The 23,317-nt window shown below is 53.2% G+C and carries 21 protein-coding genes and 1 riboswitch; of the genes, 17 read left to right on the top strand and 4 right to left on the bottom strand.

The window, feature by feature from the left end:
• Positions 1-5 precede the first annotated feature (5 nt).
• Positions 6-211: riboswitch (cobalamin riboswitch) on the bottom strand.
• 292 nt (positions 212-503) lie between these two features.
• The 11 genes from METLA_RS23765 (at position 504) to METLA_RS0113275 (ending at position 12,543) form a co-directional block, all read left to right on the top strand.
• A complete protein-coding gene (locus METLA_RS23765; RefSeq protein ID WP_281171954.1) occupies positions 504-629 on the top strand; it encodes a hypothetical protein in 126 nt (41 codons plus the stop codon).
• Positions 630-637: 8 nt separating this feature from the next.
• Complete coding sequence (locus METLA_RS0113320; protein ID WP_024299021.1) at positions 638-1,075, top strand: hypothetical protein; 438 nt, start codon at positions 638-640, stop codon at positions 1,073-1,075.
• 45 nt (positions 1,076-1,120) lie between these two features.
• A complete protein-coding gene (locus METLA_RS0113315; protein WP_024299020.1) occupies positions 1,121-2,785 on the top strand; it encodes an SEL1-like repeat protein in 1,665 nt (554 codons plus the stop codon).
• Between the two features lie 14 nt (positions 2,786-2,799).
• Positions 2,800-4,170, top strand: a complete 1,371-nt coding sequence (locus METLA_RS0113310; protein ID WP_024299019.1) for a hypothetical protein — start codon at positions 2,800-2,802, stop codon at positions 4,168-4,170.
• Positions 4,171-4,175: 5 nt separating this feature from the next.
• Complete coding sequence (locus METLA_RS0113305; protein ID WP_024299018.1) at positions 4,176-4,412, top strand: hypothetical protein; 237 nt, start codon at positions 4,176-4,178, stop codon at positions 4,410-4,412.
• Entirely contained in the window at positions 4,409-4,810 is a 402-nt protein-coding gene (vapC, locus tag METLA_RS0113300) for a type II toxin-antitoxin system tRNA(fMet)-specific endonuclease VapC (protein ID WP_024299017.1), read from the top strand. The genes METLA_RS0113305 and vapC overlap by 4 nt, the downstream gene beginning before the upstream one ends.
• A 68-nt stretch (positions 4,811-4,878) precedes the next feature.
• The gene (locus tag METLA_RS0113295) at positions 4,879-6,567 is read left to right on the top strand and encodes a hypothetical protein (RefSeq protein WP_024299016.1); all 1,689 of its coding nucleotides are present in this window, start codon (positions 4,879-4,881) and stop codon (positions 6,565-6,567) included.
• 335 nt (positions 6,568-6,902) lie between these two features.
• Positions 6,903-8,489: an SWIM zinc finger family protein gene (locus tag METLA_RS20925; RefSeq protein WP_198408471.1), complete on the top strand. Its 1,587-nt coding sequence runs from the start codon at positions 6,903-6,905 to the stop codon at positions 8,487-8,489.
• Positions 8,490-8,586: 97 nt separating this feature from the next.
• Positions 8,587-9,720, top strand: a complete 1,134-nt coding sequence (hemW, locus tag METLA_RS0113285; protein WP_024299014.1) for a radical SAM family heme chaperone HemW — start codon at positions 8,587-8,589, stop codon at positions 9,718-9,720.
• Positions 9,721-9,753: 33 nt separating this feature from the next.
• Positions 9,754-10,398, top strand: coding sequence for an orotate phosphoribosyltransferase (gene pyrE, locus METLA_RS0113280; RefSeq protein WP_024299013.1), 645 nt, complete (start codon positions 9,754-9,756; stop codon positions 10,396-10,398).
• A 204-nt stretch (positions 10,399-10,602) separates the two neighbouring features.
• On the top strand, positions 10,603-12,543 hold the full coding sequence (locus tag METLA_RS0113275; protein ID WP_024299012.1) for a dynamin family protein: 1,941 nt from the start codon (positions 10,603-10,605) through the stop codon (positions 12,541-12,543).
• A gap of 99 nt (positions 12,544-12,642) precedes the next feature.
• Here the strand turns inward: METLA_RS0113275 and trmB are convergent, their stop codons facing one another.
• From trmB to METLA_RS0113260, 3 genes are all read right to left on the bottom strand, one after another.
• Positions 12,643-13,329 carry a tRNA (guanosine(46)-N7)-methyltransferase TrmB gene (trmB, locus tag METLA_RS0113270; protein ID WP_024299011.1) on the bottom strand — a complete coding sequence of 229 codons (687 nt, stop codon included), beginning with the start codon at positions 13,327-13,329 and terminating at the stop codon, positions 12,643-12,645.
• Between the two features lie 153 nt (positions 13,330-13,482).
• On the bottom strand, positions 13,483-14,460 hold the full coding sequence (gene thiS / locus METLA_RS0113265) for a sulfur carrier protein ThiS (RefSeq protein WP_024299010.1): 978 nt from the start codon (positions 14,458-14,460) through the stop codon (positions 13,483-13,485).
• 3 nt (positions 14,461-14,463) lie between these two features.
• Positions 14,464-15,543: a 3-deoxy-7-phosphoheptulonate synthase gene (locus tag METLA_RS0113260; protein ID WP_024299009.1), complete on the bottom strand. Its 1,080-nt coding sequence runs from the start codon at positions 15,541-15,543 to the stop codon at positions 14,464-14,466.
• Positions 15,544-15,976: 433 nt separating this feature from the next.
• Here METLA_RS0113260 and METLA_RS0113255 point away from each other — a divergent pair, with 433 nt between their 5' ends.
• On the top strand, positions 15,977-17,344 hold the full coding sequence (locus tag METLA_RS0113255) for an OmpP1/FadL family transporter (RefSeq protein WP_024299008.1): 1,368 nt from the start codon (positions 15,977-15,979) through the stop codon (positions 17,342-17,344).
• A 55-nt stretch (positions 17,345-17,399) separates the two neighbouring features.
• Here METLA_RS0113255 and METLA_RS0113250 read toward each other — a convergent pair whose 3' ends face one another.
• Positions 17,400-18,248 (bottom strand): amidohydrolase family protein, encoded by an 849-nt coding sequence (locus METLA_RS0113250; protein WP_024299007.1) that lies wholly within the window; start codon positions 18,246-18,248, stop codon positions 17,400-17,402.
• A 325-nt stretch (positions 18,249-18,573) separates the two neighbouring features.
• On the opposite strand from METLA_RS0113250, the gene METLA_RS0113245 reads away from it, so the two are divergent.
• From METLA_RS0113245 to METLA_RS0113225, 5 genes are all read left to right on the top strand, one after another.
• Positions 18,574-19,152, top strand: a complete 579-nt coding sequence (locus METLA_RS0113245) for an NAD(P)H-dependent oxidoreductase (protein ID WP_024299006.1) — start codon at positions 18,574-18,576, stop codon at positions 19,150-19,152.
• A gap of 10 nt (positions 19,153-19,162) precedes the next feature.
• On the top strand, positions 19,163-20,344 hold the full coding sequence (locus tag METLA_RS0113240; protein ID WP_024299005.1) for an acyl-CoA dehydrogenase family protein: 1,182 nt from the start codon (positions 19,163-19,165) through the stop codon (positions 20,342-20,344).
• Between the two features lie 113 nt (positions 20,345-20,457).
• Positions 20,458-21,000 (top strand): OsmC family protein, encoded by a 543-nt coding sequence (locus METLA_RS0113235; RefSeq protein ID WP_024299004.1) that lies wholly within the window; start codon positions 20,458-20,460, stop codon positions 20,998-21,000.
• A gap of 10 nt (positions 21,001-21,010) precedes the next feature.
• Positions 21,011-22,117 carry a dimethylsulfone monooxygenase SfnG gene (gene sfnG / locus METLA_RS0113230; RefSeq protein WP_024299003.1) on the top strand — a complete coding sequence of 369 codons (1,107 nt, stop codon included), beginning with the start codon at positions 21,011-21,013 and terminating at the stop codon, positions 22,115-22,117.
• Positions 22,117-23,310: an acyl-CoA dehydrogenase family protein gene (locus METLA_RS0113225; protein WP_024299002.1), complete on the top strand. Its 1,194-nt coding sequence runs from the start codon at positions 22,117-22,119 to the stop codon at positions 23,308-23,310. The genes sfnG and METLA_RS0113225 overlap by 1 nt, the downstream gene beginning before the upstream one ends.
• The last annotated feature ends 7 nt before the right edge of the window (positions 23,311-23,317 follow it).

The following is a 23,317-nucleotide window of genomic DNA, read 5'->3' as shown; positions in this document are numbered from 1 at the left end:
GCTGTTCCGAGTGATACTTTCAGGCCGGTCTCCGGGCTCATAAGCGGTTTCCCTGCATCATCGCCTTCCCATGCTCGCGCACAGTGGCTGTTGATGATGCTTAACTTATTTACCGTTGCGGGGGCAGCGCCGGCCTTGGAGTTTCCTCACCGGCTTCCCGTTTAATCATTGACGAAATTGCATCAATGGAACCTTTAAGCAGGCGGTGATTATAGAGGGTAAGAGGTGGATGTCAATGAAAAAGAAGCATTTGCGAAAATCATTTCAAACATGAAAACGGATTGTCTCCGCTTGTAAGTCGAGATTGTTTCTCGCAGAAAAACTCCCACAGTTCTCCCATTACAAATCGCAAAGTTTCCCCGATACTAAATCTCATGTTGAGACGGCATGGCTGCACAATGACACGGCCGACAGCCACGGTCCGTAACGTATCGATTAGAAAAATGCAATGGCGTTGATATACATTACCGCCAACAACCGGACAAAACTTGGAGAACACCACAATGAACAGATTGCCCGAAACCGTCACCAGCAAATTCAACGAACTGTTTGCCGCTATTACCTACGCTGCCGATGATCTCAAAATCGAAAGTGCCGAGGCGAGCCTTTTAGGGATTTCGCTTCGGTAGCAGCGAAAATGGATGACTGCAAACGATTACAGATGCTGGACATGGAATTGAGAGCTTGTTTAAAACGATTCGAGGAAAGGCAACCAAGCAAAGCGGTTGCGAAACCTGTCCGGATTCGTTCACGCCGGATTCCCCGCAAGTCGAGTGGTACGCTAAGGGTAAGGATTGGCGAAAAAGTTATCGAACAGGCCACGATCTCGGATACCTTTGTGCAAACTCTGGCAACGCTCGGCTTGGATAAAGTCGCGCGACTGAATAAAAGGCTTTCCGGCATACCGTTGTTAGCCAGAACACCGGCTAACGGCTATCAAACTCAAAAACTCTATCAAGGCTGGTATATCACCACGCATTTCAATAGACCGACAGCAATTAAAATGTTGCAGGATGTTGGGAAAGAATTGCAGATACCAATTAATGTCGAAAATTTGAACAATCAACGCGGTTGAAAAAATCTAAAGCGTTAGTTAAAACGAAAAATAAAGGAATTAATCATGGAAAACTCACAAGACAAAAGCAATAAAGACAAAGCGTTAAGTAATGATGTTTTCGGGTTCGATCTTGATGAGTTTGAAATGTCTTTAAATAATGGGGGGCTTCAATATAATCTGGCTATTGAAAAGTTAATTCGTGAATATCCAGGCTATGAGAATGGCATGGAAGACATGGTCGAAGCCGCCAAAAAGGGGAATCAAGATGCTTTGAATTGGCTTGTGAATGCGGGCATTCAAATCGTTGTTCCATATGACTTATGGGAGAAGAATAATATTCAACAATGCTGGAGCTTTGTCTTAACGTTCTGCAAGGGGTATGAAACAGGCCCCCATTCCGCAATGGCTCGATTTTTTCTCGGCTTATTGTATTTAGCAGGGAAAGGCGTTGCGAGCAATAAAGAATTGGCGATTTCTAATTTTAAAAAAGCGGCTGAAGGTCCATTTTTAGACGAGCTTGGTAACGATGGCGGCTTTGAAGAAAATTTAGGGGAAGCTTTAATAAATATGTACTTAGATGTTTTTTCTGACCAAATGGCTTTGGATGAAAATGATATAAATGCTGAACTGACATATCGGCACTTAGAAGGTATTGGTAATATACTGTGTAATGGTCTTAGTGGAGATTATCCTTTTCTTTGGATTGACAAATACTTTATTTTATCGCTTCGGCTTAACGTATTTATTCGATCTGGTGAGTACTTATTGGCCGAGGAACACATCGAAGGTTTTTTAAAAGAAGTGACTGAGCATGAAAGAATATTATTTGAGCCTTTTCGTGAAGTACTTTTCCAACAGCTTAAACTTGATAAAACAAATCAAAGTTTGAAAGCAAAAGAAAGCGAACTAGAAGAAACCATGGCGATGTTCGCCCACAAATTCCGCAGCCCTCTGGATGCCATCATCTACAACACCACCCACGAAAACCAGGTCAAGCTGTATACCGAAGCCGCGCAGACCATGCGCGGTCTGCTGGATGTTTTCAGCATCATTTCCACCGACCCGGACGTGCTCAACGAAAGGCTGAAACAGGATCATCGTGGCACCGGCAGTCTTATGTCTGTCTTTGGTAAAACCCTGGATATGATCATGTTGCACCTGCTTTCCGCGTCGGCCACCGAGAAAATCCAGCAACATTATCTGGCCTATGCGAAAGCTCACGGTCTTTGTGCGCCGGAACTGAGCTTCAAAAGTTGGTATGATGACTTTTATGAGCTGGAGCAGCAGTTGCAAGCCGAGTGGGAGCAAAGTTACGCGCAGTTATTGATGCAATCCGCTGGATTGGAGGAACGTCTGGCGTGGCTGGAACAACATTTTTTTAAACTGGAAATAAAGGGCTTTGACGATGCGGACATTCGCTTCAAGGAGTTCTGGGTCAAGGAGTCGTTTTTAACGATTCTGCTCAATGAAATCCTGGTAAATGCCTTTAAATACTATTCGTCTCCAACCCGGCAGCCGGTGGTTTTGGAGTGGGCGGAGCGCGAGGGTTGTCGGGTGTTGAGCTGCCGCAATCCTTCAACGCGAAGCGAACGCACCATCATTAAGGGTAGCCGTAAGGGGCATGCGTTTTTATCGGCCTTGGCACGAAAAACAGGGAGTCGGTTTACCAAGCCCGCGCTGCAGGATGATTTTGTGGTCGAATTCGGCATTCTTAACAAATTTCTGTAAAGGCAGGGTGGAAGATGAGTTATTTTCTGTGGATAGAAGACTTTGATAATTCTGCAATAACTACGGCAAGTAACCTATTTTCCGGCATTATTGATAAACAGAGTTTTTCAGACAACAAGCGGCAATTAAAAGCAAACTTAGAAAAATTCGGAGTTTTTATTGAAACGAGTTTGGATGATGGGTTACGTTTCATTAGAAACGACTTGAACAAGATCGACTACATCATTTTAGATATTGATTTGCCTGCTTATACAGGGGAACCTAGTACTTGTCTCCTTGAGTTGCTCGAAAAATTTCATGGCTATAAAAAGCCAAATGACGAATCGGAAGATGAAGCGCTATTAGGGGAAAAGTGTAAGGAAGTGAGGCCGTATGCCGGCTTTCATATTTATTCGGAATTAGTAATTGAACTTGGCTTTCCAAAACAAAACATACTTTTTTGTTCACAGAATGGCGATAAATTGAGTTCCACGCTTGAAGCTTTTGAAAGCGCTAAAATAAAACAACCCAATATATATCCTAAATCAGAAGACTCTTACGCACATGAGTGGATTTTAGAAAATAGTCACAACTCTTACTCTAAACTGCGCCGCGGAATTATTGAAGGTTGTCAATATGCGAAGAAGCTAGACAGCAGTAAATTATATTTCAAAAATTTTACAAATAAAAACGAGCCCGCTGAGTTTAAGGATTTAATCAGTTATTTAGAAATATTAGAAGCGTTTTTACCTTTGCAAGAACCTAAAAACAAACACGCCTTGTATAAGCTTTTTGTCAGAACCCTTTCTCATGAATGGGATTCTGCAAAGTTTATAAAACGGGATAAAGAGAAAAATGATGCAGTTTTGGCTTGGATAATGCGAAATACACGGCATTGGATAACGCATAATTCAAACTTATTTTCCGAAATAAATGAAAAGCTGGTTGCTTATTTGTTTATGATAAACATGCTTGTTATGTTTAACTACGGGAATGGGGATCTTCATGGCTACGAAAAAATATTGCTAAGCCTATTTGAAAAGGAAGCATTATCGGAGAACGATTTTAAATCCAAAACGATTCCTGTTAGTGAAACATATCTTTCTTTAAAAAATATTGTACTAGACGAAAGCCATAAAAAAGATATAAAAATTGAAGATGCTTTTTATTTTAACGAACTGGCTAACAATATTCAGCTAAGTAATTCGCCAGTCCGGAATGATAAGCAATTATTCATTAAGTTGCTTTATCAAATGTTCTGGCTTTGTACATCCAACCCCTTTATTAGCACTGGAAATAGAAAAAGTCTTCTGGAAATAAAGTTTTATGACTTTAAATACGAAGATACTACTTATATGTTTGAATTGGCAAGGCACATTTTCTATTGCAGTTTTCCACCAGAGTAAAAATTATGAAAACTTTACAATTCACCACACACATAGAAAACAACGCCCAACTCCATCTAACGCTGCCCTCCGAATACGCCAATCAGGATGTGGAGTTGGTAGTGATTATTCAGCCGCGCAAGGAGACCGTCGAGCGGCAGAATTGGTTGGCGTTCATTAACGAAAGCTATGGCTGTTTGGCCGATACTCCTTTGGAACGCCCCGAGCAACCCGACCTGGATGAAGTCGGGCCCATTTCATGAGATATTTATTGGATACCAACGCCTGCATCGTTTTTCTGAACAAGCGTTCCGATCGGTTAAAACAGCGACTGGAAATGTGCCAGCCTCAGGAAGTCGTGTTGTGTTCGGTGGTTAAAGCGGAACTTCTTTACGGCGCGATGAAAAGCCAGAACCCGGTAGGCAGTTTGTCCAAAGTCGAAAATTTCTGCGCCCATTTTCAATCCTTGCCTTTCGATGATAAGGCGGCAGCATTTTACGGCAAGATACGCAGCGAGCTGAGCGCGATCGGAAAGCCCATCGGCGCCAATGATTTCATGATTGCCGCCATTGCGTTGGCTCATGAAGTCATTTTGATAACGCACAATACTCGGGAATTCGGGCGGGTCAAGGGATTGGCATTTGAAGATTGGGAAGAGTAAAAATCGAATGGTCGCAATGGTAAAAATCGAAATTCCAGATCAACTTTATCTTCAAACTCGAAATCTCCATGGCCGATAACCTAATCAAAACGCTTATTCGGGAATTGCCGCGTTATGCGGAAGAGGAAGGCGATTTTTACAGCGTCGATAGGATCAGTTTAATTCGGGCGATCAGCGAGCATCATGCGGTCGAGCCGGCTGTCGCCGAGAATACGGTCATGTGGTGCGAAAGGCTGCTCGATACTTTGTCGGTTTTGAACCTCGATGATCTTGCGAAAGGCGAATGGAGTTTCGTCTCTTTTCCGGCCCAGTTGCTGGCAACTTCGGTTTTGACCGCGATGAGCGACGGCGAATCACGTTTTTTTACGCCTCATTTCTGGAATACTCGGGATATCGACAACAGCCGCAAAGAGCAACAACGCGACGTGTTGCGCTGGATTGAGCAGGCGCGTTTTCAACATCAAATCAGTCAACAAGCTCAGCCGATTCGGTACTGTTACGTAGCCTGGAGTATCATCAAGCTGGACGGCAAAATTCTGTTCTACCAACGCGAAGATACAAAAAAGAATTTCGACAGAACAGCGGGTGATTATGGTTTGATCGGCGGACGCGCCAATCAGCATGACGTGTGGGGTGTGGCCGACAAGGCCGAATTACTAAAAGCGCTACAATCGCCTGATTCGCCCCTCATTAAAAACGCCTTGCCGGAAACCTTGAAGCGGGAATTGCGCGAAGAGGCTGGCTTGGTGTTTGATACACATTACAAATTCGAGCTCTGGCGTCGTTTGCAACCGTATCGACAAGTTCAAGGCGCGGCACCAAATCATGCCTTGACCGAGTATTATCTGGATATTTTTAATATCGAACTGACGCTTGACGGTTATTTGTTTTTACAGCAACGCGTGAATAGCGATTCTCGGCTGACTTGGCTTTCACTTGCCGACATCGAACGGGGGGAAACCACCGACGGCAAAATTCCGTACATCAAGGCGTTGTATGATGAATTTGCCGGCAATCATGCGGCGCTGGCCGCCGAGTTATCGGCCCTGCCGGACAGCTTTGTTCCGAGCTATTTGTCGGATAAGGAAAAATACGGCATTACCCTGCCAAGAAATCCAGAAAAACCCGTCATGGCGGGTGTGCTGGGTAAGGAAAAACCGCTGGATTTAGCATTAACTCCCCGTCAATTAGCGTTGATTCTTGGCCTGGCGGCACATTTGCGTGGTTTTGAATTCGAATTCGCATCGCTCGAAAAAAATATCGGTTTTCATCCTCATGGCTGGCTGGAAGTGGACGAACATTCGCCCATTCGGGCGGAATTGATGGAACTGGCGGCTTTTCTAAACGGCAGAGATTTGGTGATGGAAAATCGCCGGGATCGCTTATTTCGGTTGTCAATCAGACCTGAAACGGTTTTCTTTGCCGATGAATTATTTTCGTTTAGGGTTGCGGAGAATGAACTGGAAAATAAAGAAAGCATGGTGTCTATTTTGGTTAGCAGACAAGGCTTTACTACAGCTTTAGGCTTTGTAAAAGATAAAATTGAATGTTTTGAGTTGACTCGTGGTTTTGTCAAGCGGATGAAAAAGTTGGCCGATGGTGACTTTACCATTTACGATAAAGACGCGGTGAGCATCGAAGAGAATTATAAAAAAGGGTTGCATAAAGACCCAAAATTCAAGTCTTTGGGTCTTAGGAATTTGATTCGGCAGAATGGCAAGGACATTCGTTTTGTAGTGCCGTATATTTGCAAATGAATTCCAGCATGCTATGCGGATAAGGACCTACGCGGGCTATCGATATCAGCGAATATGAATTATGGCGCAATGGCGATGCCGTCTACAAAATGGATGATCCGTGCAGTGCGCCTTAACGAATGCAAAACACCGTCGTGGTTTATTGGCGACCTACGGCTTACCAGTGATTTTATCTTACCCCCCTCATAATTTATCTATGTTTGAAAAGCTTATTACCCGCAACGCCCTCAAAAACCTGGCCGGCCCAGCGGTTTTCGCGCGCGGCGAGGCGTATTATGAGGACGGCCAAGTAGGGCCGCTGCGCGAGACGGGCCGTAAAGTCAGCGCGCGCGTCGATGGCACCGAAACCTACCATGTCGAACTGCGGGACGACCGGGGACTATCTTGGACACGATTGCAGTTGTCCGAACGCGGCGGACGGTTTTTTCTGCAAACACTGCGTGGCGGTCGGTCTGGCCTGGCTTGCCGAACACGAAGACGGCAGCGGCCAGCGTCCCGATCCGTGGCGCACGATTCGGGACTATCTGGAGATCCAGTCGCCGGACACATTGATCGCGTGGTTGATGGATGCGGCGGAACAGGATGATCGCCTATACCGGACGCTATTGCTCAAGGCCGAGTCCGTTGCCGGCGGCGCTCATGCCGTCAAGGCCTATCGCGAGGCCATCGAGAAGGCGACCCAGGTTCGCGGTTTTATGGACTGGGGTGATGCGGGGGCTTTTGCGGATGAGCTCGATCAGGTTGTGGATGCGATAGCGACCTTATCGACGCCGGAGGATGCACCTATGCTGATGGAGTTGACCGAATATGCGATCGGACGCGTAGCAAAAGCGCTCGACAACATAGACGATTCCAACGGCGAGGTCGGCGGCATCCTGAGCCGGTTGGGCGATTTGCACCTGCAAGCCTGCCGGCTGGCGAAGCCGGACCCGCAAGCGCTGGCGGAGCGGCTGTTCCGGATGGAAATCTCGCCTGCCAATGATTACGGCGATATCAATGCGATGGCCTACCGCGACCTTCTGGGCGAGGCGGGCCTCCGCCGTTACCGGGAGTTGGCCGAGGCGGAATGGGCCAAGATCGGTTTTCGTGACGGCGACAGCCCTTATGATTTCCAGCGCTACCGTATTACCCGCATCATGGAGTTCCTGGCCGAAGCGAGCGGCAACGTGGAAGAACTGGTGGCGATCAAGGCGCGCGATCTGAGTACGGCTTACCGTTATCTGACCATCGCCGGGATATGGGCCGCGAACGGCCGGGATGACAAGGCGCTCGAATGGGCGGAACGCGGTCTGCACGCTTTCCCTGCCGCCACCGACAATCGATTGCGCGATTTTCTGGTCGCGGCTTATCTCAAAAGCCAACGCAACGAAGAAGCCTTGCAGTTGACCTGGGTGCAGTTCGAAGAGCGGCCAATCCTGGACCATTATAAAAAGCTGCACGCGGTCTCCGAACGGCTCGGCGTTTGGCCCGAACAGCGGGAGCGCGCGCTGGCGAAACTGGCCGACGCCATTGCCGGAGGAGCCGCCGCCGTAAGCTATTGGAAAACGAAGCCCGGCATGCCCGATTATTCCGTGCGGCTGCAAATCGCGTTGTGGGAAAACAACCTGGATGATGCCTGGACGGCGGCGCATGCGGGCGTCCGCGATCGGAATTTGCTGATCGAACTGGCCGGCAAACTGGAAAAGGAGCGTCCTGACGATGCCCTGGCTCTGTATCGGCAGATCATTCCGACCATCGTAGAACAAACCAACAATGCCGCCTATGCCGAGGCCGTCGAACTCGTGCGGAGGATCGAAAGCATTCTGAACGGCCCCGAACGAAAGCGCGAGTTTATGGATTATCTGGCGGAATTGCGCAGCCGCTTCAAACCCAAGCGCAATTTCATCAAGTTGCTGGATGAAGTGAGCAGACGGGCAGAATAAATTTTTAAGAGTTTGCGGGAACGTTCGGAATGTTCGCCTTGACGGAGGGTGAACATGATAAACTGCGCGCTTCTCCAATCATTTGTCCCGATAGTCCTTGCCACCGCTCAGCCTTTACGTGCACATTCCCTGGTGCATCAAAAAATGTCCCTATTGCGATTTCAATTCCCACGCGGTCAAGGAGGGCGCGCCCGAGACGGCTTATGTCGATGCCTTATTGCGCGATCTGGCCGAGGATATTCGGCGCTATCGCATCACCCGGCCACTCCACAGCATTTTTGTCGGCGGCGGCACGCCGAGCCTGTTTTCGCCGGAAGCCTTCGACCGTCTGTTGAGCGGCATTGCCGAACAGATCCGATGGGTAGACGATATCGAGATCACGCTCGAAGCGAATCCCGGCACTTTCGAAAGCGAGAAATTCGCCGAGTTTCGCGCGCTCGGCATCAACCGCCTGTCGATCGGCATCCAGAGTTTCGACGACACCTTTCTACAGGCGCTGGGCCGGGTGCATTCGGCGCGCGAGGCGCTGCGCGCGGTCGACATCGCGCAAAAGTCCGGCTTCGACAATCTGAACCTGGATTTGATGTTCGGCTTGCCGGGCGCGAGCAAGGACAACGGCGTCAACGATATTCGCACCGCGATCAGGCTGAATCCGACGCATATTTCGTTTTATCAGCTGACGCTGGAGCCGAATACCTATTTTTATAAATTTCCGCCGAAGCTGCCCAATGACGAGCTGATTTTCGCGACCCAAAAAGCCTGTCAGGCGCTATTGGCCGAGCACGGCTATGCGCAGTATGAAATTTCGGCTTACAGCCGGCCCGGAAGGCAATGCCGGCATAATCTGAATTATTGGCAATTCGGCGATTATCTGGGCATCGGCGCCGGCGCGCACGGCAAGATTTCGCTGGCCTTGCCGGCAAACATCGTCCGTACCAGCAAGCCGAGAGGACCAGAGCAATATCTGCAAGACACGCACGGGCAGGGCGGCGCACAGGCGATCGTGGTGCAGGAGTTGCCGCTCGAATACGTGATGAATCATCTGCGTCTGAAGCAAGGCTTCACGCTGGATGCGTTTACCGCGGCGACCGGCCTTGCGCCCGCCGCGCTGGAACCCGGCTTGTCGAACAATTGCCGGCAAAATCTGCTGATCCTTCAGGACGGCCGCTATGTTTGCTCCGAAAAAGGCTGGGATTTTCTGGATACGGTTTTGCAGAATTTCATCACCTGATTTTTTTCACCTACCCTTAGAGCTATCACTGTTATGCACGACTATCAACAACAATTCATCCGTTATGCGCTCGAATGCGGCGTCCTCAGATTCGGCGAATTCCAATTGAAATCCGGCCGCACCAGTCCTTACTTCTTCAATACCGGCCTGTTCAATACCGGCGCGAAACTGGGCCGCCTCGGACGCTTCTATGCGCAGGCGCTGATCCAGTCCGGCATCAAGACCGACATCCTGTACGGGCCCGCTTATAAAGGCATCCCGCTGGTCAGCACCACCTCGATCGCCTATGCGGAACTGACCGGCAGCGACATTCCGTTTGCGTTCAACCGCAAGGAAAGCAAGGATCACGGCGAAGGCGGCACGCTGGTCGGCGCGCCGCTGGCAGGCAATGTGGTGATCCTGGATGACGTGATCACCGCCGGCACCTCGGTCCGGGAGTCGGTCGAGATCATTCGCGCCGCCCAGGCGACGCCGGCCGGCGTCGTAATCGCGCTGGACCGGCAGGAAAAAGGCCTGGACGAACGCTCCGCGATCAGCGAAGTCGAGCAACGTTACGGCATGCCGGTCGTGTCGATTATCACGCTGGCAAACATCATCGGCTATCTGACCGAGAATGCCAGAGAACGACCCGGCGTGCTGGAGGCCATCACCGCCTACCGCGACCGCTACGGGGTTTAGCGAAAATTGCGGAGCATGGCAAAAAACCGGGCATTCAACTATGCCAAAATCAAATATGGTCTACACTTTAAAGCAAACTCTCCCGAGGAAGCGCTTGCGCTTCCGTTTGCGCGAGTTGTTTTCTTAACAGTTTGAATTTCAACATCTTGTTGATCCAGACATTCGACTCTTAACAGACGCATATTGAGAAACAAAAGGCTTGCCATGAGGAATCTGGAATTTAAAGAGCAAATGCGCGAATATTCGCAGTGGCGTGCAAAATTGATACAAACGATCGACATGTATCAGCAATGGCGTCATCGCTATGGCTTGCAGGATACGCAAAGCGACAATACGATTTTGAACATCCTGAGCGGGTTGAAGTCCGATCGGATCACGCTGGCGTTTGCGGCTGAATTTTCGCGCGGCAAGACCGAACTGATTAATGCGCTATTCTTTGCCGAAACCGGCCTGAGACTATTGCCTTCGTCGCCGGGCCGCACCACGATGTCGCCGACCGAATTGTTTTGGGATGAGGCGGGCGGCAGCTATATCCGCTTGTTAGCAATCGAAACGCGTCTGGAAGATATTTCCCTGGTCGAACTGAAACAGCAGCCCAAGCGCTGGAAACATATTCCGTTGGATTGCAATTCGCCTGCGCAAATGCAGGAAGCTTTCATGGAACTGATGGCGACAAAGCCGGTCGAGCGCGAGCTTGCCGAAAAACTGGGCTTATGGAACAAGCGCGAGGCCGCCGAGCAGGGCAACGCGAATCCCGATAAAGTGGAAATACCGTGCTGGCGGCATGCGCTGATCAGCTTTCCGCATGCTTTATTGAAGGAAGGGCTGGCCATCCTTGACACGCCGGGCCTGAACGCGCTCGGCACCGAGCCGGAATTGACCTTGAGCATGTTGCCGAGCGCGCAGGCGATCGTGTTTTTGCTGGCCGCCGATACCGGCGTGACCAAGAGCGATCTGGAAATGTGGCGCAGCCATGTATTCAAGGCCAGCAGCGGCAGCAAGCAAAGCGTCGCGGTCGTGATGAACAAGATCGACGCGATGTGGGATGATCTGGCCGGTGAAAAAGGTTATGAAAGCGCGATTCAATCGCAGATCAAGGCTTCGGCCGAAACCCTGAAAATCAATCAAAAGGCCATTTTCCCGGTGTCGGCCAAGCAGGCCTTGCTGGCCAAGGTCAAAAACGATACGGATTTGCTCGAGAGAAGCCGGCTGGCGACGCTCGAAAATTATCTGGCCAACGATATTTTAAAGGAACGCCGGACGATCCTGATGAATGCGATCATTCGCGACATCGGCTTCATGGTCAATGAGTCGTTGAGCCTGACCGATTCGTCTTACAGCAATTCGATTTCCCAACTCGAGGAAGTCAAAAAAATCGACTTCGAGAACAAGGACATGACCGGCAAATTGCTGGCCGAAATGCGTGACAAGCAGAACCAGTACATGGCGACGGTCGAGAATTTCCAGACCAGCCGCCAGGTGTTTTTGACGCAGGCAAAAATGCTGGTCGACTCGTTCGCTAAGGAAAGAATCGACGAGATCGTGAACAGAACCCGCGATGACATGGCCAAGAGCCTGACGACTTACAGCATGAAACAAAACATACGTAAGTTGTTCGATGAATTGCGCGATTTGCTACAGGAGTCGGTCGACCTGACCAATGAAACCCGCCGCCTGGTCAAGGCGATCCACAAAAAATTCAAGGATGAATACGGTTTTGTCGAGATTGAGCCGCAGCTGTTTTCGATCTCGACCTATCAGTTCGAGCTGGAGCAGGTTTTTGCCGAGGGCGAGGCTTTCCGCGCCAGCGCCAAGACAACGATGACCGAGCAAAGCATCGTGATCAACAAGCTCTATGGCACGTTAATCGCGAAGGCGCGGCACATCCTTAAGCAGGCGCACGACGATGCGGCGACCTGGAGCGGTAACGTGATGACGCCGCTGATGCATCAGATCAAGGATTACAAAAAGCAGATCGACGGACGCCTGTTGATGCTCAGAAAGATCAATGACTCGAAAGGCAACGTCGCCGAAAGCATTACCGCGCTTGAAGAGCAATTGAAACAGCTCAGAAGGCGGCGCGAAGAGCTGTCGATGATGATCAAGCTGATGCGGATGGAAGGCTTGCAGTTCGACAACAAGTGACTGTCTGCACGGGCGGTAATGCCTGTTGACGTTTGCCCCGTTTGACTTTCCCTAACCCCTTCTGGGGCGGGGAAGGCGAAGGGAATTTCGAAGAGAGTCTCAGAGTTTCCTGAAAATCAAATCCCACACCCCATGACCCAATTTGATGCCGCGCTGCTCGAATTTGGTCAGCGGCCGGTAGTCCGGGCGCGGACAATAGGCGGCGCCGGGGCTGGCATTCGCTAGCCGTTTTTGTTCCGATAGCACCGCCAGCATCTGTTCCGCGTAGTGCTGCCAGTCGCTGGCGGCATGAAAATAGCCTCCCGTCTTCAGTTTTCTGCTCAATAGCTCGGTAAAACCGGGCTGCACGATGCGTCTTTTGTGATGTTTTTTCTTCGGCCAGGGGTCGGGGAAAAACAAATGTACGCCGCTTAAACTGTCGTCCGGCACCCGTTTTTCGAGGATCTCGATCGCGTCATGGCAATAGATCCTGACATTGGTCAGATTCTTCTCTGCCAGCAGCATCAACAAGTGGCCGACGCCCGGCCGGTGCACTTCGATGCCGATATAATCGATTTCCGGATTCGCCGCCGCCATCTTCGCGAGGCTCTCGCCATTGCCGAAACCGATTTCGATACAGCGCGGCGCGTTACGTCCGAAGACCTCGGCAAAATCATAATCGATATTCGGATCGAGTCCGTAAACATGCCACTGGTTATCCAGGGCAAGCTGCTGACCGGCGGTCAGGCGCCCCTGGCGGCGAATGAAACTTTTGATTTTGCGAGGAAACTGAATTTCGGACAACATGGACGGATAGTAGGATACGCGGTGCGTACCGTTTCTGATGGTTTCGGATATTTGGGGTATTGGCAAGGTACGCACTCGGCAATTGCTCCTGCATTGCTCTACCTCCTGCATCCATGCAGTCGAGCGTACCTTGCTTCGTTCGAAAATGCGGGCTTAAAAAAATAAGCCTTCGATCGGCGAAGACGCGGAAGCGAAGCGTTTGCGCGGCATGCGTCCGGCCAAAAACGCTTCGCGCCCGGCCTCGATGCCTTTTTTCATCGCGGACGCCATCAGCACCGGATTTTTCGCGGCCGCAATCGCGGTATTCATCAACACGCCGTCGCAGCCGAGTTCCATCGCCATCGCCGCATCCGAGGCGGTGCCGACGCCCGCATCGACCAGAATCGGCACCTTCGCGTTTTCGACGATGGTCAGGATGTTATAGGGGTTCCGAATACCGAGGCCCGAGCCGATCGGCGCGGCCAAAGGCATCACCGCGACGCAGCCGATCTCTTCGAGCCGTTTCGCGGCGATCGGGTCGTCATTGGTGTAAACCATCACCTCGAAGCCTTCCTTGACCAGCTGTTCGGCGGCGATATAGGTCTGCGCGACATCGGGGAACAGCGTCAGCTGATCGGCCAATACTTCCAGCTTGACCAGTTTATGGCCGCCCAAGAGCTCCCGGGCCAGTCGGCAGGTGCGGACCGCTTCTTCGGCGCTATAGCAGCCGGCGGTGTTCGGCAGGATCGTGTATTTGTCCGGCGAGATCACGTCGAGCAGGTTAGGCTCGTCCTTATTCTGGCCGATGTTGGTGCGGCGGATCGCGACGGTCACGATCTCGGCGCCCGAGGCTTCGGTCGCGAGCCGGGTTTCTTCGAGATCCTTGTATTTGCCGGTGCCGACCAACAGGCGCGAGCGGTAGGATTTGCCGGCGATCACAAAAGAGTCGTCCTGGCCGCCGCCGATCGCATGTACGATCTCGATATGGTCGCCGTCTTTCAATGCCTGTTCGCCATATTGATCATAAGGCAGAATTTCCTGGTTCAATTCGACCGCGATTTTCTTGCCGTTCAATTCCAACGCGGCAATCAAGGCGGCGACGGTGCTGTGCTCCGCGCACTCGCGCGCGGCGCCGTTCACAATAATATTCATCGGTTAAGCTCCTTTGCTGTCCAGCGACCGGCGCTCGCGCACGGCTTCCGCCAGGCTGTGCAGCAGCGGCACGGTATCCTCGAAACTGAGGCAGGCGTCGGTAATGCTTTGGCCATAGGTCAAGGGTTTGCCCGGCACCACGTCCTGCTTGCCTGCGGCCAGATTGCTTTCGACCATCACGCCCATGATGCGGTGATCGCCGCCGGCGATTTGAGTGGCGACATCCTCGCCGACGATCAGCTGGCGCTGGCATTGCTTCAGGCTGTTCGCATGGCTGAAATCGATCATGATGTTCGGTCTGAGCTTGGCGTTGACCAGGCCTTCGGCGACCTGTTCGACGCTGACCGCGTCATAATTCGGCCGGTTGTTGCCGCCGCGCAAAATAATGTGCACATCTTCGTTGCCGGTGGTCGAGAAAATCGCCGAATGCCCGCCCTTGGTCATCGACAGGAAGTGATGCGGGCTCATCGCCGCGCCGATCGCATCGATCGCGATCTTGATCGTGCCGTCGGTCGAATTCTTGAAACCGATCGGGCAGGACACGCCGGAGGCCAGCTCGCGGTGGCCCTGGCTTTCGGTCGTACGCGCGCCGATCGCGCCCCAGGCAATCAGGTCGGAAATGTATTGCGGCGAAATCAGGTCCAGGTATTCGGTCGCGGCCGGCATGCCGAGATTCGCGACATCGAGCAGCAAACGGCGCGCAATGCGCAGGCCTTTGTTGATGTTGAAGCTGGAGTCGATATCCGGATCGTTGATCAGACCTTTCCAGCCGACCGTCGTACGCGGTTTCTCGAAATAGACCCGCATCACGAGCTGCAAATCTTCCGCCAGTTCGTCCTTGACCGCCTTCAAGCGCTTGGCATAATCGATCGCCGCGGCCGGGTCATGGATCGAGCAAGGGCCGACTATCACCAGCAACCGATCGTCTTCGCCGGTCAGAATGTGATGAATTTCCTGACGCGCTTTCGCGGTGGTTTCGGCCGCTTCGTCGGTAATCGGCATTTCATCATGCACCTGATAGGGCGCGATGACTTCCTTCGTCTCACAAATTCTCAGGTCGTCGGTTTTGTATTTTGTATGCATGGGATACTCGCGGGGCAAAAGCCGAATGCGGTTTAAAACCCCGTATTTTACTCTTTTTTACCGGTTTGGGGGTAGCTTTGCTGACGATTGATCCGGGCAAGGGCCCTCTTGCTATTGAAGGAAAACGGGTACCCAAGGATTTGTCAGGCAATCGCTAGCGTCAACTCTGTTTGCTCTCTAGTATCAGCGGAGAATCCGCGCGACAGGGGATGGCGCGTTGCGCCAAGAGCGGCAATTTTTCTACAGCATTGCTGCTGGCGCGGCATTAATAATCGAGATGTTATAAATAGTTATTTATAAACAATGAGTTATGTTTGGCACAAAGCTCGCAATAGAGGCTTTCAGGCAGAACGTGTTTGTCCTTTATGAACCCTATTCGGACAAGCTAAACGGACGTGGCCGATACCTGAAAATATTTTATTGGAGTTTAACAATGAACACAGCATCGATTCCTCTCGGAAATGACAGACGCATCAATCTATGGCGGTTTAATCAGGTGATGTTATTGGCGCTAGCCAGTGCGGCATCGCCTCGCGTATTGGCGCTGAATACCGGCACTGACCTGAATTTGTCTGCAAAACCCATTGCCGGCGGTATGGCCGGCGCGGCTTATACCAAGCCGCAAGAAGTTTCCGCGGCGTTGTTTGGCAATCCGGCCACTCTGACTCAGTTTAAAGGCTTCAATTTTGGCTTAGGCGCCGCCATCCTCGAGCCGGATGTGGACAATTATCAAAGCAATAACGGCTTCACCAACCGATCCCACAGTCTGGCGCAGAATTATATCGCGCCGGATGTGGCGCTCAGCGGAGAAGTCTTGCCCGGCTTTGTGGTTGGTGCCGGCGTCGGGGTGGATTCCGGCTTGGGCGCGGATTATCGCACCCATCCGATCAACGCCGGGGCCGGACTCGGCCTGGGTGGCGCCGGGCTCGGCGGCGCGGCGACATTGCCGTTGGACGTAGAGTTACTGTCGTTTAGCGCCAACGTGGGGGCGGCTTATGAGGTGACGCCGGATTTGTCGTTAGGGGCCGCATTAACGGTGGGATTCGGTTTGGGCCAATTCGGGACTGCCGGCAATACGACGGGGCTCGCCGGCTTGTCGGGCGATTTTGGCGGGACGACGTCCAGCGTACATGATATTTCGATTCGCGGCGCCTTGGGCGCAACCTATCAGCTCACGCAGGATGTGAAGCTGGGTGCCTCGATCAAGACCCCTCTGCAATACCACTATCAAAATGTCTTGTCGACCACCGTGGGCGGCAGCCAGGCATACCAGGACGTCAAGCTCGAACAACCGCTGGAGGTTACCTGGGGTATCGCGGCCAATGCGACGCCCAACTTGTTATTGGAGGCGGACGTCGCCTGGAAAAACTGGTCCAAATCGTCTTTGTATAAAGATGTCTACAAGGATCAATTCCTGGCCATGTTGGGTGGCCAATATAGCCTCGGCAACTGGCAATTCCGCTCAGGTTACAGTTATGCCTCAAAGTTGCTGCGCGACGAACCGAACGGCACGGTGGGCGGCTTTACAGGTGTAGGGACGCTGCCTTTGGACACCAGTGTTCCCGGTGTGCTTAACAGCAATGATTTGATTAAAGTCGTACAAACGACTTTAGGCCCGGTCGTTTGGGAGCATACCGTCACCGCCGGTGTGGGGTACGCCTTTACACCCAAGTTCAGACTGGATTCGTTTGCGGCCTATGCCTTTGAAGGCACCGCAGACCGCAGCACGCTGGCGTTGGGCGATTACCATGTGAATGCCAGCGAATGGGCGTTGGGGGCGGGCGCGAATTTCAAATTTTAACGGAAAGATGCCGAATAATCCGCGCTGGGATTATTCGGCAAATCCGGCCTATCGGTCAAATCCGCAATAAACGCTTCGCGTTTTGATACAACACCCGATCCAGCACCTCCTCGTGTAAACCGAGCCGTATAAAGTCATCGAGCGTTTGCCCCATCGCCCGGAACGGATACGAGCTGCCAAACAGCAATTGCTCCTTCATAAAACCGTTGGCCGCTTCCACATACAGGCTTCCGCCCGGCAGAAAAATATACATGTCCGGGACGACGTAAACGTTTTCATAGCGAAACGCGACGCCGATCATTTCGTTCACATACGGATAAAAACCGTGGTAGCAGACAATAGGCAAACCTGAAAAAGCCCTGGCCACCTTGCCGACGGCGACCGGATTGGCATATTCCAGGTTCGGCGTGGTCGGACCTGACATTAAAAACACCGGTACATCCAGTTGCTCGCAGGCGTCGTAAATCGGGTAGAGCAACGGGTCATCGGCCTGAATGGGCGGCGCGCCGAATCCGGGTTCTATGTTAACTCCCTTCAAACCCAGTGTGTTCACGGCCTTTTCAATGGCTTCGGCGATGGCACGGCTATCCAGCGCCTGCGGGTTTACCGAGGCGATGCCGATCAGTTCCGGGTGCGGCGAGGTAATGTCCCGGATGGTCTCGTTGGAGATTGTGATGTCGGGCGTATCGCGGCCGACGACGACCGCATGGCGGATACCCACCTCGCGAATTTCCTCGATAAACCCATCCAGGGTATGCGAGCGGACAAAGTGATCGTCCTGTTTAGAGCCCAAGCGGCGATTAAGCCATTTGGCGGTTTCGTATTCGGGTGTTGCCGGCGTTGCGCCATAAAAATCATGCAGAAACGCAGGTCGGCTGCGCATGTCGATTATCGGTCTGGACATCTTGTCAATTCTCGGATTTGGCTAATGTGTTGAAGCGATCTTCGCTTCGGCTGGTGTTCAAGCCACAGAAGCAGCAGGTATTGTGCCAAATGATCTTGCACAGCCTTAACGCTGGGGTTGCCGGTTGCATGTCCCGCAACGATTGCCGCTGTAGCGGCAATCGTTGTGATTCGCTGCTGCAAAATCGGCATTCAAATCGATAAGGCTCTCGGCAATCATTTAAAAAACAATAGGTTACGTGTTGGCATAATCGGTGCTAAAGCTTAAGTACAGTACCCATGCTTTGCAGGCATTGGGATTTTTCAACCGTACAAAGGCAATCAACATGAGTACATTAAAAGTCGTGGTTGTTTCGGGCAATCTAGGGCTGCCGTCCAAGACGCTCGCATTGGCCGAGCAAATCGTGGAAGCCATCAAGCAGCAAGCTTACCCGCAAGCTTGTATTGAAGTCATAACTCACAGCTTGGCTGATCTGGGCCCGGTGTTCGGTCCAGCCCGTCATCCGGGCGAGCTGAGCGATAGTGGCAAAGCCGTGCTGGATTCTATCGGGTCGGCCGACATCCTGGTAGCGGTCACACCGGTTTACAAAGGTTCCTATACCGGCCTATTCAAGCATGTGTTTGATTTTCTGGATGTGAAGGCGCTGAACGACGTGCCGGTGATTCTCGGCGCCACCGGCGGCGGGGAAAAGCATGCCCTGATTATCGAACATCAACTGCGGCCGCTATTCGGCTTCTTCGGTGCGCAAACCGTCCCTTCCGGCATCTACGCCACCGAACAGAACTATGACGGATCACGCTTTAGCGATGCCATCGTCAATGAACGCATCCATGCGGCAGCGCGCCAAGCCGTTGTCGCGGCGCTTATCCGCGCGGATCAAACCCAATTATGTGAAGTAGCTTAAGGAGAGCATCATGTCTGTACACGATTACGAAAAAATCCGTTCCGAAATTCGCACCTTGGTTGACGAAGTCATCCGGCCTAATGCCGAACAAACCGACCAGGGCGTTTTCCCGCGGGAGAATCTTGAGGCCTTGGGCCGGGCGGGTTGGAATGGCGTGCTGATTCCGAAGGAATACGGCGGCCTGGGTCTGGATCATGTCGCCTTTTCGATCGTGGCGGAAGAAATCGGCCGCGCCTGCGCTTCGACCGGCCTGGTCTATGTGATGCACACCGGTGCGGCGCAGACCATCAACTTATTCGGCAACCACGACCAAAAAGAACGTTGGTTGAAGCCTGCCCGCGACGGTTTGATCGGCACCTATTCGACCAGCGAAAAAGCCTCGGGCGGACACTGGTGGTTTAACTTCAGCGAAGCTTCCCGTGGCAACGACGATAACTATCTGCTCAATGCGGAAAAGTCATTTACCACCAGTGCCGGACAAGCGGATTACTATATTTTTCAAACCCGTTCGCCGGGCGCCAAAGGCCCTACCGATATCAGCTTCTTCATCGTCGATTCCAAACTGGACGGCATCACGCACGGCACCTGGGAAGCGCTCGGGGTGCGCGGCAACCACAGCGGGCCGATCACCTATAAGGATGTCAATGTGAAAAGCATCGATCGCCTGGGCGACGAAGGCCAGGGCAAAGACATCGTTTACCACGGCGTATCGCCGGTCTATCTGGTCGGTCTGGGCTCTGTCTGGCACGGTGTGGCCAGGGCGGCATTGGAAAAAGCTTCAGACCATCTGACCGGCACCATTCACCGCGATTTCAACCGCAAACTGTCCGACTACCAAGTGCTGCGCCAGCAATTGGGCGAGTCCAAGGTGTTGGTCGAAAGCCTGCGCCCCTGGCAGCACGATCTGGCGCGGCAATTGGACCAATTGCAGGCCGCCGGTCAGCCGCAAGGGCAAATCCTGCTGCCGTTGACCGAATTCAAGGTGCATGCGGCGGAAGTCGCCAATATCTCGGCACGCAACGCCCTGGATGTCAGCGGCGGTTACGGTTACAAGAAAGGCCCGATCGAACGCATCTTCCGTGATGCCCGCGCCGGCATCGGCATGGGGCCGTCGAACAACATCGCCCGCGAATGGATCGGCAAGGCGCTGGTGGGATTGCCGCTGGAGCTGTTCGAGGCAGGCGGCGAGTAAAGCCTGCAAGAGCGTTTCGATTTATCAACCTTTGCCACGCCTCGATGGGAAGGAATAGGCGCGAAGCCAGCCTTCTCAATCGACAGCCCCAGCTCAATATTTCGGAGATTCACATGTCACAGAATGATTTGAAAGCCACATTAGAGAACACCATTGCCGCCCTGCAACAAAATCCGGCGGGCGCCCGCCTGGTCTTCAAGGCGCAGACCCGCCTGCTCGATGGCGTGCGCTGCGCCGCCGAAGTGCGGGATTTTCCGCCGCTGATCATTGACGAACCCCCCGAGCTGGGTGGGGGAGACGCGGGGGCAAACCCGGTCGAGCTGATCCTGGCCGCGCTCGGCACCTGCCAGGAAATCGTCTATGCGGCCTACGCCGCCGTGTTGGGCATCCCGTTGGAGGCCGTCGAGGTGAGCGCCAAGGGCTACCTGGATCTCAACGGGCTCTTCGGCTTGCAAGAGGTGCCCTCCGGTTTCCAGAAAATCAGCTTCGAAACCACATTGAAGAGTCCTGCGGACCCGGAAACGATCAGCCAGCTGGTGGCGGCTGTGGAAGCGCACTGCCCCGTGCTCGATACCCTGACCCGGCCGGTCGAGGTGGCCGGTACGGTCATACTCAATGGCGCGCCGCTGAACGCCCTGGCCAGCGACGCCGCGTGAGGAAATCCACATGAGCCCATCACATCACAGCGACAACCCGATCAAATTCGCCTACTGGGTGCCCAATGTCAGCGGCGGCCTGCTGGTCAGTAAAATCGAGCAACGCACCAGCTGGGATATCGACTATAACCGCAAGCTCGCGCAAATCGCCGAGCGTAGCGGCTTCGACTACGCCCTCACGCAGATCCGTTTCACCGCGGGTTATGGTGCGGAGTATCAGCACGAGTCGGTCTCTTTCACTCATGCCCTGTTGGCGGCCACCCAGAAACTGCGGGTGATCGCGGCCATCTTGCCGGGACCCTGGCATCCGGCCGTCGTCGCCAAGCAGATTGCGACGATCGACCACCTGACGGCCGGCCGTATCGCCGTCAATATCGTCAGCGGCTGGTTCAAAACCGAATTTACCGCGATCGGCGAGCCGTGGCTGGAGCATGACGAACGTTATCGCCGTTCGGAAGAATTTATCCGCGCGCTGAAAGGCATTTGGACGCAGGACGATTTCAGCTTTTTCGGCGATTTCTACCGTTTCCACCATTTCACCCTGAAGCCGAAACCCCTGCAACAACCGCATCCGGAGATCTTTCAGGGCGGCAGTTCCAGGGCGGCGCGCGATATGGCGGCCCGGGTTTCGGATTGGTATTTCACCAACGGCAATACGCTGGAGGGCATCAAGGCGCAGGTCGACGATATTCGCGCCAAGGCGGCCAAGGAAGGCCATGCGGTCAAGATCGGCGTCAATGCCTTCGTGATCGCCCGGGACACCGAGGCGGAAGCCCAGGCGGTGCTGAATGAAATCATTGAAAAAGCCGACACGGAAGCGGTCAATGCATTCGGACATGAAGCCAAGCAGGCGGGAAAAGCGTCCCCGGAAGGCGAGGGCAACTGGGCCAAGTCCACATTCGAGGACTTGGTGCAATATAACGACGGCTTCAAGACCAATCTGATCGGCACGCCCGAGCAAATCGCCGAACGTATTGTCGCGTTGAAAGCAGTCGGCGTAGACTTGATCCTGACCGGCTTTTTGCATTTCCAGGAAGAAGTCGACTATTTCGGGCAGCGGGTTTTGCCTTTGGTCCGCGAACTGGAAGCGCGGCAAGCCGACCAAGTGGCCGCCTGATGAGCAAGGCGAATCCTCCCAAGCAGGCGCAGGCAAAGACTCAGGCGTTGTTCGACAAGGCCGAACAATTGGCGGCGGAGTTTGCCGCCACCGCCGTGGAACGCGATCGGCGCGGCGGCACCGCTAAAAACGAGCGCGACAGCCTGCGTCAAAGCGGCCTATTAAACCTGATCATCCCGGGCGAATACGGCGGGCACGGCCTGGATTGGCACGATACCTTGCAGATCGTGCGCATTATTTCCAGGGCCGACAGCTCGCTCGGGCATCTGTTCGGTTTCCAGCATTTGCTGCTGGCGACGCTGCGGCTGTTCGGCGACCAATGGCCGCATTATTACCGCGAAACGGTTAAAAACAGCTGGTTTTGGGGCAACACCCTGAACCCTCTGGACACCCGCGCCAAGATCAGTGCCGACGGCCAGGACTGGCTGGTGCACGGCACCAAAAGCTTTTGCTCCGGCGCCAGCGATTCCGATCATTTGATCGTATCGGCCTTGACCGAGGCGGGCGGCAAATTGGTCATCGCCGCGATTCCTAGCGATCGCCCGGGCATCCGGATTCATTCGGATTGGGACAATATGGGGCAACGACAGACCGACAGCGGCACGGTGGATTTTGATCGGGTGCGCATCTATGACCAGGAAATCTTGAGTCAGCCCGGACCCTTGGGCAGCGTGTTTGCCACCTTGCGTCCGTTGATTGCGCAGCTGGTGCTAATCAATATTTACCTGGGGATCGGGGAAGGCGCCTTGGCGGAAGCGATCGGCTATACCCGCAGCCAGTCGCGGGCCTGGTTTTTGTCCGGCGTGGAAAGCGCGACCCGCGATCCTTATGTGCTCAAAAAGTACGGCGAGTTTTGGGTCGATCTGAACGCCGCCGCGCTGGCGACCGATTATGCCGCCAGTTTACTGGATGCTGCCTGGCGCCAGGAAAATGCGCTCACCGAGGCGGAGCGCGGCAGCGTGGCGATCGCCAGCGCGACGGCCAAAGTCCTGGCCACCCGCGCCGGGTTGGACGTGACGCAGCGCTTGTTCGAAGTCACCGGCGCACGGGCTACCAGCGCCAAAGCCGGCTTCGACCGCTATTGGCGCAATCTGCGCACCCATTCGCTGCACGACCCGGTCGATTATAAGCTGCGCGATCTTGGCGAATGGGTGTTGAATGCCAAGCCGCCCACTCCGAGCTTTTACTCCTAAGGATCAA

The organism is Methylomicrobium lacus LW14, assembly GCF_000527095.1.
GTDB lineage: Bacteria > Pseudomonadota > Gammaproteobacteria > Methylococcales > Methylomonadaceae > Methylomicrobium > Methylomicrobium lacus.
Note: the sequence above shows the minus strand (reverse complement) of the source record. Positions and strands in the feature narration are given on the sequence as shown.